The 7,285-nt window shown below is 33.4% G+C and carries 10 protein-coding genes; all 10 read right to left on the bottom strand.

Translation table 11 applies throughout. The annotated features are described in order from the left end of the window. On the bottom strand, positions 1-496 hold a 496-nt coding region (locus ABIK75_08075), incomplete at its 3' end, for an anaerobic ribonucleoside-triphosphate reductase activating protein (protein MEO0091045.1). Further along, positions 484-747 (bottom strand): thioredoxin domain-containing protein, encoded by a 264-nt coding sequence (locus ABIK75_08070; GenBank protein ID MEO0091044.1) that lies wholly within the window; start codon positions 745-747, stop codon positions 484-486. The genes ABIK75_08070 and ABIK75_08075, both read right to left, overlap by 13 nt. Before the next feature lie 2 nt (positions 748-749). Next, positions 750-1,367 (bottom strand): hypothetical protein, encoded by a 618-nt coding sequence (locus ABIK75_08065; GenBank protein MEO0091043.1) that lies wholly within the window; start codon positions 1,365-1,367, stop codon positions 750-752. A gap of 11 nt (positions 1,368-1,378) precedes the next feature. Further along, a complete protein-coding gene (locus ABIK75_08060) occupies positions 1,379-2,791 on the bottom strand; it encodes a sialidase family protein (GenBank protein ID MEO0091042.1) in 1,413 nt (470 codons plus the stop codon). Further along, positions 2,775-3,329, bottom strand: a complete 555-nt coding sequence (locus ABIK75_08055) for a flavodoxin family protein (protein ID MEO0091041.1) — start codon at positions 3,327-3,329, stop codon at positions 2,775-2,777. The genes ABIK75_08060 and ABIK75_08055 overlap by 17 nt, the downstream gene beginning before the upstream one ends. 19 nt (positions 3,330-3,348) lie before the next feature. Beyond that, on the bottom strand, positions 3,349-3,489 hold the full coding sequence (locus ABIK75_08050) for a hypothetical protein (protein ID MEO0091040.1): 141 nt from the start codon (positions 3,487-3,489) through the stop codon (positions 3,349-3,351). 8 nt (positions 3,490-3,497) lie between these two features. Then, positions 3,498-3,899 (bottom strand): hydrogenase iron-sulfur subunit, encoded by a 402-nt coding sequence (locus ABIK75_08045; protein MEO0091039.1) that lies wholly within the window; start codon positions 3,897-3,899, stop codon positions 3,498-3,500. Beyond that, entirely contained in the window at positions 3,887-5,824 is a 1,938-nt protein-coding gene (locus ABIK75_08040; GenBank protein ID MEO0091038.1) for a CoB--CoM heterodisulfide reductase iron-sulfur subunit A family protein, read from the bottom strand. Before ABIK75_08040 ends, ABIK75_08045 begins: the two co-directional genes overlap by 13 nt. A gap of 1 nt (position 5,825) precedes the next feature. Next, entirely contained in the window at positions 5,826-6,596 is a 771-nt protein-coding gene (locus ABIK75_08035) for a heterodisulfide reductase-related iron-sulfur binding cluster (protein MEO0091037.1), read from the bottom strand. Between the two features lie 2 nt (positions 6,597-6,598). Then, positions 6,599-6,994, bottom strand: coding sequence for a 4Fe-4S dicluster domain-containing protein (locus tag ABIK75_08030; GenBank protein ID MEO0091036.1), 396 nt, complete (start codon positions 6,992-6,994; stop codon positions 6,599-6,601). Between the last annotated feature and the right edge of the window lie 291 nt (positions 6,995-7,285).

The raw sequence follows: 7,285 nt of genomic DNA, 5'->3' as shown, positions 1-7,285 counted from the left end.
TCGGCACCAAGGTTGTCCGAAATTCATAGTCAACTTTTTCTTCTTTTAAAAGTTCAATACTATCTTTAATTAATGAGAGTTCTATTTTCCTGCCGACTGCTTTATGGTATTTTTTAAAACTTGTTTTGATATCCATCGCGACATAGTCAATAAGATTTTCTTTTATTAAAGATAAAAGATTAAAATAGAAATAACCATTAGTGTCTAATTTTATTAGAAAACCAATCTCTTTGAAACTTCTCACTAAATCAAAAATCCCAGGATTGATTAATGGTTCGCCACCAGTGATCACAACACTATCAATAAATTTTTGGTTATTTCTTAGATATTCTAAAATATCTGATAATTTGTATCTTCTTAATAATTTATCTCTTTTGACAATCGGATAATTTTGGCAAAAGGGACATTTAAAATTACAGCCACCAAGAAAGATTACTGCTGAAATTTTTCCATCCCAATCAATGAGGGAGTTTTCAATAAATCCTAAGATTTCCACAACTGGTTAAGTTCTTCAAAGGTGGGTGCGGTCTTCTGCCAACGTTTTATTATCTTTCCATCTTTCATTAATATTACCTGCGGAATATCCCACACATCATAAAAACAAGCCTCTGCCATCCCATCGGGTGTTTCGGTATCAAAATAAATAATTTCAATATCTTTATTAAAGTTCTCCTTGTAATATTTTAATTTCTCTAAAATCTTTTTACAGGCTTCACAATTCTGGTTGCCAAAAAGATAGAGTATCATTTTTAGAAATAAAAATTAAAAAGAACTGTGAAAAGATTGGTGCTAATATTGTAGCCAAAAATAGAATATTCTTTTAACAACTTTTCAGTAGCCTCTACGGAAAGTTTATTTTTTCCACTGGCTTTCATAAAACCGATTTTCATATTAAGATTTACTGAGAAATGATTATTAAGAAAATACTCACCACCAATTCCCAAAGGAATTCCCCAGTAGTTAATAAAAGCAAAATTAGATGTCTTCTCTTCTTTGGTCTTGCTTTCATACTTAATTTCTATCCTTCCTAAATAGATTCCTAAAATACCATAAAGATTTGTCTTTTTCTCACTTTTTAAGGCATAAAGACCTTCTAAACCAATACCTTTATTTGTAAAACTTGTATCATATTCCCTTTCTTCTAACTCTTCGGTTTTTGGGTAATTAACTGTGAATTTTAAAGAAGAAATATCTAACCAAGGTTCTAATACTAACTCCGACAATACACCAATTCTTAATGAGAAAATGGTCGGTTTTAGTAAATCGCCAAATCTCTTTGTTCCGATGCCCATACCAACCTTACCTGCCATATCAACAGCAAAACTGATTGATAATAAAAGAATAAAAAGGATGATTATCTTTTTCATCTTTCCTCCTTTTATTTTAATTTAATTTTTTTAATTATTTTTGATTTCTCAAAAATAAAAATAATACCTTTCACATCTTTGATATTTTTTATTTTTTCGCCCGTAGGCAAAAAATAATTAGCATATCTTTCTTTATAATTTATTTTTTTATTATTTTCTAAAACAAAACTACTACTGGTATCCGGAATACCAGCAAAAATATCCGGATTACCTTCTCTTGTATCAGACCAAGCCATAAAAATCTTTGTTGAATCAATCGCATCTAAACCAATATATTCTCCTAATCTACCAGCATCGGTTGGTGGTGGAAATAGATTGGGATTAGAAGAAACAGTTGTTATTCTTCTGTTTGGTGTCCAAGTTAATCCACCATCATAAGAAGAGGTTAAATAGACATCAAAAAGTAAATTATTTGGGTCTAATCTCCGATCATAGAAGATAACATGAATAGCACCATTATTATCTACTTTTAGCCAAGGATGAAATTGGTCTCTTCTATTATTTAAGGAATCATCATTTAGCCTTATTGGTGTTGACCAAGTCAAACCACCATCAGTAGAACGGGTGAAATAGATATCCATTGCTTGGGTTTGGGGCTCATAATCCATGTAGGCAATATAAATATTTCCTGAATAAGGTGAATTGCTAATATCAACATCCATTGCTGGAAAAGAGAAGACTAAGATATCGGGATTAATATTACCATAACCAAAACGGACATTTTGAACTGTGATATCACTTCCCCAAGTCAATCCGCCATCAGTTGATTTATCAATCCTAATAGACTTTGGTGAAGATAATCTTATCCAACTAACATAAACTTCGCCATTCGGACCAATCGCACAAACGGGCCATTGAACCGAAGCACTACCATCACTTACCTGAATGGGTGAAGACCAACTTGCTCCCCGATCAGTAGAACGGGAAATCATTATTTTTGTATCATAAAATCTTGTCCAGACAATATATAAATTATTTTGGAAAGGTGAGTTTGTTCGGTCACAGGCAATCAATTCTTTATCTTCAAAAACATTGGGAACACCATTCACCACCGGAACCGGCTCTGACCAAGTCCTACCACCATCCGTTGATTTATAAACAAATAAACCATTCGGCTGGGAAGTAGAAATAAAAGATAAAACACAGGCATAAAAATTACCATCTTTATCAACTGTTAATGCTGGGTCTGATTGATAAGGATAGGTGGGCTCATATAATAAAGTATCATACCAATTTAAACCACCATCAAAGGAATAAGCAATGCCAACCTGCCGATAACCAAGCCGAAAATCCCGCCAGATACAACAAAGATTATTATGATTTAAAGGATTGACAACAATCTGACATTCATTCTGTAATTGGGTTGTTAAATCATGGTTAACTTTGATATTGAGATAAGAAAAGAGATTAAATATTATAACCAATCCGATAAGCATAATTAAGTAGTTTTTTATCTTCTAATACTTCGGTTTTCTCATATTGATAACCATAACCTTTTATTACTTTTTTAACATTAATCTTATGCCATTTTAAAACTTTTTCAATATTTTTAATTACATTATTATAAGCATCTTCTTTATCCCATCCCCAAGTGATTACAAGAATTGCTTTTAAGTTTTTATTTACTTCTGGTGCTTTTTCGTGGATATAAGGAAAAAGCCGGTCAATAAATAGTTTTGTCTGGGCACTCACATAGTCCATATAAATTGGTGAACCTAATATCAAAACATCACCGTCCTTTAAAAATTTATAAATCTTTTGCATATCATCTTTTTGGGCACATCTACCGGTTTTTATACAAGAATAGCAAGATTGGCAGGGATTAATATTAAGTTCGTGTAAAAAGTAAGAGTTTATTTTTGCCTTTTTATTTTTTGCTTTAATCCCTTCTAATATCTTATTAACAATTACTGCGGTATTTCCTTCTTTTCGGGCACTACCAATTAATGCCAAGACTTTCATAATTTAAATAGTTCTTTACTCAATCTAATTGATAATCTTTCTCTGGTGAATAGGTTTTTATCTTCCATTCCTTGTGTAATTTTATCTTATTTTTACCAATGGTAACATAGTCATTCTCTTTTAGAAAATTAAGATAATCTTCATAGGTGATTTCTTTCATTTATTATCTTATTTCCAATTGAGGGGACCTAAACTTTTTATTTTCTCAACAAATTGGTTTACTACTTTTTGAAATCTCTCGCCTTCAGAAGCGGAGATAAATTCTAAGCAAAGCCTTTCTTCTTCAATACCTAATTGTTTTAAATATTTCTTTAAGAGCATCACTCTTTTGATTGTTTTTAAATTGCCTGATTGGTAATGACAATCACCTGGATGGCAGGCACCAATAAAAACACCATCGGCACCACTTTTGAAGGCTTCTAAAATAAATTTGGGATCTATCCTTCCGGAACATAAAACTCTTATTAGTCTCATTTCGGGCGCATATTTTAAATGGGAAGTGCCGGCCAAATCAGCACCGGCATAACAACACCAATTACAAGCAAAACCAACAATTTTTACTCTTCCCATAATAAACCTCCAACTTGAATTTCAATCTGTTCATCAGTATAATGTCTCATCACAATCGCTCCCGAAGGACAGGCTGATGGACAAACACCACATCCACGACATAAGGCTTCATTAACCCTCATTACTCTTTTCTCACTATCAAATTCTAATGCCGAATAGGGACAGAGTCCTTCACAAATATGACAACCCGAACAATAATCTTCTCTTACATAAGCCTGGATTGGCTCAACCGTTACCACTCGCTTATTGAATAAAGCAATCACACTACTTGCTGCTCCCTTTGCTTGAGCAACACTATCAGGAATATCTTTTGGTCCCTGACAACAACCACAAAGATAAACACCATCAATATTAGAATCAACCGGTCTCAATTTCGGATGGGCTTCTAAGAGGAAGTTATCAGCCGAAAGAGAGAGTTTTAATTTTTTTGCCAATTCTAACGTCTCTTTTCTTGGCACAAGTCCAGTTCCTAAAACAACTAAATCTGCTTCTTCTTCAATAATCTCTCCTAAAATGGTATCTTCACTTCTGACAACTAATTTATCTCCTCTTTTATAGATTTCCGAAGGACTTCCTCGCCGATAGATAACTCCTTCGTCTTTTACACGGGTATAAAACTCTTCAAAACCTTTACCAAAAGCACGGACATCGATGTAAAATACCGTAACTTTACAATCGGGAAGCCTTTCTTTTACTAAATGAGCCTGCTTAGCAATGTACATACAACAAACTCTTGAACAATAGGGGTTACCCACCTGCTCATCTCGGGAACCAACACAGTGGATGAAAACAATGCTTTTTGGCACCTTACCATTTATTTTAATCTCACCAAAAGTTGGTCCACTGGCATTTAAAATTCTTTCAAATTCTAAACCGGTTAAAACTTCTTTATACCGACCATAGCCAAATTCCGGCTTTAGACGTGGGTCAAACTCTTCATAACCAGTAGCAACAACTATGGCACCAACATCAATCTCAATAATCTTATCTTTATCATTTAAATTGATAGCAAAATTTTCACAGTTCCATTCACACAAACCACATTGAACACAATCTTTAAAGGAAATTGTGAAAACATTAGGTACCGCCTGCGGAAAAGGACGATAGATTGCCTTACGAGGGGCTAAACCACAATCAAACTCATTAGGCACATATACCGGACAGATTATTGAACAACTGCCACAAGCAGTACATAAATCAGGATTAACTCCTCTTGCTTTTTGCCTGATTTTTACTTTGAAATTGCCAACAAAACCAGAAACCTCTTCTACTTCGCAATAGGTCATTAATTTTATATTTTTATTTTGGGTAACTTCTACCATCTTTGGTGTCAAGATACAAGCCGAACAATCTAATGTCGGAAAGGTCTTTTCTAATTGTGCCATATGACCACCAATTGAAGGCTCCTTTTCTACTAAATAGACTTCGTAACCCGCATTGGCAATATCTAAGGCCGCTTGGATACCAGCAATACCACCACCAATCACCAATGCCCTTGGTATTACCGTTACTTCCTTTTCATAAAGTTCTTCTAATAAAGATGCCCTTAATACCGCAATCCTTACCAAACTGATTGCCTTCTTTGTTGCCTCTTCTTTATCTTCGGTAACCCAAGAATCCTGCTCTCTAATATTTGCCATCTCAAGTAGATAAGGATTAAGACCTGCTTCCTTTATTGTATTTCTAAAGGTTGGCTCATGCATCCGTGGCGAACAAGAAGCAACCACCACCCGATTTAAATTATACTCTTTAATATCTTTCTTAATCAAATCCTGACCTGGATCTGAACACATATAAACATAATCCCGCGCCACCACCACATTTTTCATCTTTTTTATCTCATCAACCACTCGCTTCACATCCACAACACCAGCAATATTCATTCCACAATGACACACATAAACACCAATTCTAATCTCTGCCATTTTAATCTCCTTTTATTAAAGATAATAAAAATTGGGTAAAATAAAAAACCTGATACTTATTTTGGTAATTTTCTAAATTAAATTGACACAAGGGGCAGGTTGTTAAAATTTGACAATTATTATTTCCTGCCGCCTCTTCTATTGACAAAACAATCTTTTCCACACAATCCTTTACCGCCTCTTCTTTCGTATAAGTAAGATAGGAACCACAACAACGCGTTTTGAAACCAAAATCAATAATATTAAAACCCAATTTACTAAAAAGATTTTCTAATCTTTGGGGATTGATATCATTAGAAAATAAGGCAATTCCTTTTGGTCTTGTCAAGAGACAACCATAATAACAAGCCAAAGAGAAAGAGTTTCTTTTCTTAATTAAAGAGTTTAATAATTCTACTTTCTCTTCTAATAGTTCAAAGAAATGGATAATTTTAATTCTTTCTCTTAACTCTTCTTCCAAATAGGCATCAACCCTTTCTTTCAATAATTGATCTTGAAAATAACTATTTTGTGCCCGTAAAAGCACATTATAACAGGCAGCACAAGCAGTAACCAATTTATCATCCTCTCTTTGGGTCTCAATTAAATTTCTCATTGCTCCCAAAATTAAAGAAGGAGCATCATTAAGGGGAGTATAAATTGCCTGACAGCAATACCAATTAGTAAGTTCTTTAAGTTCAATATCCAAAATCTTAGCAAGTTCTTTAATACTATCATCAAAAACCTTACCAGTAGTTTTTAAGGTACAACCGGGATAATATAAATACCTCATAATCAATAGTAAGCAAATTTTCTTTGGAGGGCAATAAATAGTTGTTGGGGACTTTTTGTAAGGATTTCTCTTTTTATCTTATCAATTTCCAATTCTAAAAGCCACTTCTTTCTTGCGATCTCCCGAAGATAAATATGACGTAAGGCATCGGCAACCCTTGAGAAGTCAATATCTTTTCGGCATCTTGCCTGACAATTAAGACAAGAGGCACAAAGCCAAATAGTATTCTTTTCTAATACCTCTTTCTTATTATTAACTAAATAGAAGATAAGTTTCTGGGGACTTAATTCCATAAACTTACTAATCGGACAACTGGCACTACAGACACCACAATTGATACACTTGAAAATCGGCTCATCACAAATATTAAAAAACTCCTCCAAGATATTAATCTCCATAATTTAAAATTATATTAATTTATAAGATAAATTCAAGGAAAGAAAAACTTAAAAAGAGAATACCTATCCTTAACTATCTTATAATTCAGTTTTTATTTTTAATTCTGCTAATAAAAATTGGCGTCGCAATCTGCCCCAAGATTAGATGAGATTAGATAAAAAAGGTGGTAACCTTTTTGCCTTCTTATCCGTTATATATATAGAAGGAAATTAAATAAAAAGGGGGATTTATGAAGTTTTATTTAACGGATGAAGAGAAGAAGAAGATAAAAAATTTGGGGTTTTTAAAGG

The sequence above is a fragment of the candidate division WOR-3 bacterium genome, assembly GCA_039801725.1.
Taxonomy (GTDB): Bacteria; Hydrothermota; Tepidihabitantia; order Tepidihabitantales; family DTDR01; genus DTDR01.
The sequence above is the reverse complement of the archived record's forward strand: the minus strand, read 5'-3'. Positions and strand labels throughout refer to the sequence as shown.